At 37.5% G+C, this 3,458-nt stretch carries 4 protein-coding genes; 2 read left to right on the top strand and 2 right to left on the bottom strand.

Translation table 11 applies throughout. The features are described from left to right. Positions 1–282: 282 nt before the first annotated feature. Complete coding sequence (locus tag RG963_RS16215; RefSeq protein ID WP_310577318.1) at positions 283–612, bottom strand: hypothetical protein; 330 nt, start codon at positions 610–612, stop codon at positions 283–285. An 828-nt stretch (positions 613–1,440) separates the two neighbouring features. Continuing rightward, positions 1,441–1,569, bottom strand: a complete 129-nt coding sequence (locus RG963_RS16655) for a zinc ribbon domain-containing protein (protein ID WP_396654750.1) — start codon at positions 1,567–1,569, stop codon at positions 1,441–1,443. A 132-nt stretch (positions 1,570–1,701) separates the two neighbouring features. Between RG963_RS16655 and RG963_RS16210 the strand changes: the two genes are divergently transcribed. Next, entirely contained in the window at positions 1,702–2,343 is a 642-nt protein-coding gene (locus RG963_RS16210; RefSeq protein WP_310577317.1) for an NAD(P)H-dependent oxidoreductase, read from the top strand. A gap of 172 nt (positions 2,344–2,515) precedes the next feature. Further along, the gene (locus tag RG963_RS16205) at positions 2,516–3,376 is read left to right on the top strand and encodes a Rossmann-like domain-containing protein (RefSeq protein ID WP_310577316.1); all 861 of its coding nucleotides are present in this window, start codon (positions 2,516–2,518) and stop codon (positions 3,374–3,376) included. Positions 3,377–3,458 lie beyond the last annotated feature (82 nt).

Genomic DNA, 3,458 nt, shown 5'->3' with positions numbered 1-3,458 from the left:
TATTATGTATAACTGGTCTTCACGCTTCTGTTTTCTTCATACAATTCAAAGTTATGACGTGTGTTTTTATATTTGCTGATCTCTGTCATGTGTATCTTCACTTGCTGACGCAGAAAAGAGATCAAACAGAGTTCATGCTGTTAGTTTGGGATAGAGTGCCCCATAGAAAAAAAGAATATAAACATCAAAAACAGAATTATCTAACTAGCTAACTTCAGCATGATTAATACTTACGCTAGCCAGTTAAATGTTTATAAAATTTTAATTGCTTCCTTTATGGTTTTAATAGTATGTCCAGTATTCTTTTATGAAGACCTGTATGTATACATAGACAATAGTCCAGGAGTGATTCCTAAACTCTCTGTGACCTACTCTCTGTTTTCCCCAGTGAGAAGGATGGTGTTGTCTTTTCTTGTTGTCGTAGCGGTGGTCATTATACCTGAAATCTTTCTTGTCGTAGCGGTCTTTTTTGTCGTAGCGGTGGTCATCATACCTGAAATCTTTCTTGTCTTTAAAGTAATTAGCCGGACCTGCGCTTGCTGCTGCAGCTGTCACTGACAGTACAAAACAAACTGCCAGTAAAATACCGAGTATCTTTTTCATTTTCAACATATACCCCACTCCATACATTTATTCAAATCCAATATTATACTAGAAAATCAATACCGATAAATTCCAGATTTGTTTCTGAAAGCATCAGTTTTGTTCTTTAAGTTGTGTTCTTTAAGTTGCCTTCCCGGCGATCTACGGGTCGATAATATATTCACTTATTATGGTTGTCTTGCCGACTAGTCGCAGCTTGACAATTTTAAAATTAACGAGCTTAAATATAAACATACTTATAACAAAATAGAGCTTAAAAAGATTTAATTAACAAAATAAGAGTTTTAAAGGGTTTTATGAATAAAATAAGAGTTTTTAAATTTTTAATTCCGCATATATCTACAAATAACTCATTTTAATACTTATACAGCACCTAAAACATCAATTTTTTTAGAGTGAGTTGCTGAAAATCTTAGGTATAAAAATCTCTCTATATTTTACCAGAAAAATAGGGAATGCGTGTGTTTTTTCAAATTTAATCAGTTATTCATACACACAATCGTATCTCCAAAGTATTCTTTATTGGCCATCGGTTAAGGAATTTTCTTGCCTGGAGCATAAGCTTATTTTAAGGCAGAAAGAGTTGAAAGGGAGTTATTTCAGAAAATAAGTTTTTTTAAACTTTTGATTTTTTATATAACCCAAAATGATGGATTAAATACGTATCAGACTCCATTAATATCTTATATATTTAAATAAAGCGATATATCCGTTTATTCGGAGGTTTCAAGGCACAGACATAAAAGCCTGCTATTACAATTGTTGATGTTATAAGACTATAAACAGTTAAATTTAAAAACCAGCAGCATAAGACTTTAAACGATATGACGGCTCCCCTCACTTCAGTGAGGGGCATCTATCGGTTTTACGAACTGATTGTAATCCCAATTTGAGTATATTAATAGAAGCATTAAGATCACGGTTAATAGATACTCCACAGTAGGGGCAATATGTACCCTTTCTCATAGTTATCTATCTACCAACATTCCATAATTTAGGCATGCCTTTGAAGATACTGTCCAAATTTGCGACCCTGCCGGATAACCTCACATTTTTATTCAGGGAAATGAATTTCATAGATATAATGAGGGGAATTGAATGAAAGTTTTGTACATTTACGCACATCCAGAACCGAAATCTTTTAACGGCGCTTTAAAAGATACAGCCCTTGCTGCCTTGCAGGAAAAAGGATACGAAGTAAAGCTTTCTGACCTTTACGCTATGAAGTTTGACCCTATCCTGAAATCTTCGGATTTTCCGGAAAGGAAAAAACCGGATGTTTTCAACCCCTTCCTTGAAGCCCTCAATGCCTCAAAGACAGAGGCTTTTGCTCCTGACATCAAGGAAGAGATGGGAAAAGTGAAATGGGCTGACCTCTTAATCTTTCAGTTCCCGATTTATTTCACTTTCATGCCAGCTATAATGAAAGGATGGATCGACCGCGTCCTAGTGCCTGGGTTTGGATTTAACCCTGTTACAAACAGTGCCTACAATACCGGACTCTTCAAAGGAAAATCCGCAATGCTTGTTACAACTACTGGAGCTCCGAAAGAGATGTATTCCGAGGGAGGGGCCCATGGAGATCTTAATAAGCACCTGGAGTCGATAACTCATTGCATTTTTGAATATATGGGAATGGAAGTGCTGCCTTCATACGTAATTTACGGAGCGAGCAGTATGTCCAGGGAAAAAGGGGCTGAAGAGCTGGAAAAATATAGAAAGAGATTGCTTGAGATTTAATAAAATCAAAAGAAGCCTTAAAATTCTTTTTTAAGCCAATAGGCTCGAAAGCAACTCTAAACGGTTACAAAAACAATTATCGAATATTTTGATACTCTGGCTTTCAAAAAACTTTATTACCCGATATGTATGTTCAGACATATCTAGATTCCATACTAAAAAAGGTGGCCGAATGCCAGAAGCTGAAAACTTTCAAAAAACAAAACTATCTGAAATAGAAAATCAGAACGGACAAATAGAAAATACGATATTATCCGCCCTTGTGGGGGAACTCAGGCGCGAATTCGGTCCTGTGCTTGAAAAAATTAAGGTAGAAGATGTCAGGATAGGGCTCGCCTATACCGGAGTGCTGCTTTCCGAAAACTACGGAGGTGTAGCCTGTACTCCGCTTTACGAATTTTCCGGCTGTCCTTCCCTGGGCTTTCAGGACACAATAAAAGGCAGAACTGCAAATAAAGTGCTTGAACTGGCCCTGTCAAGGAACCCCCTTGAAACTGCAATTGGGATTGCAGCAGCAAACGCTCTTTTTCATATGCTGCGGAATCTCAAACCTGAAAACTTCCCGGCTTCGGACATAGATATCTTTGATCTTATAAAACCTGAAGACGGGGTTGCAATGGTAGGCTATTTCGGCCCCCTCATCCCTAAAATCCTGAAAATAACAGATAAACTTACTGTCCTCGAAAAGCGTGAAATCGAATCTCCTCAAACCAGGACCCTACACTCAGAAAAAGCCAGAGAGATTCTCCCTGCATCGGATGTGATTATCCTCAGTGCAAGTACTCTCGCCAACAGGACTTTCGATGAACTCCTTTCTCTTCGGGGTACAGCAAGGGAAATTGTCTTGCTCGGCCCAAGCGCCCCTCTTTATCCTACCCCATTTTTTCAAAGAGGAATTACAGCAATAATGGGAACCCAAATTTTTGATCCCATAACTATGCTTACTATTGTCAGCGAAGCAGGGGGAACAAAAAAGTTGCATAAATACTGCGGGGAGAAAGTTGCGCTCAGAAAAAAGTCTGAATTTCTGTAGAACAATTTGTTCAAATATTGTTTGAAATATATATTGAACTTATCCTGAAACTCAAAATTGCTTCTTGAATCATATTTGAATC

The organism is Methanosarcina baikalica (genome assembly GCF_031461075.1).
GTDB lineage: Archaea > Halobacteriota > Methanosarcinia > Methanosarcinales > Methanosarcinaceae > Methanosarcina > Methanosarcina baikalica.
This window is presented reverse-complemented; position numbering and strand designations above follow the sequence as displayed.

Excerpts from the sequence above, each read along its gene's own strand:
- RG963_RS16215 (WP_310577318.1), bottom strand. The coding sequence starts at position 612 with ATGTTGAAAATGAAAAAGATACTCGGTATTTTACTGGCAGTTTGTTTT.
- RG963_RS16655 (WP_396654750.1), bottom strand. The coding sequence starts at position 1,569 with ATGAGAAAGGGTACATATTGCCCCTACTGTGGAGTATCTATTAACCGT.
- RG963_RS16210 (WP_310577317.1), top strand. The coding sequence starts at position 1,702 with ATGAAAGTTTTGTACATTTACGCACATCCAGAACCGAAATCTTTTAAC.
- RG963_RS16205 (WP_310577316.1), top strand. The coding sequence starts at position 2,516 with ATGCCAGAAGCTGAAAACTTTCAAAAAACAAAACTATCTGAAATAGAA.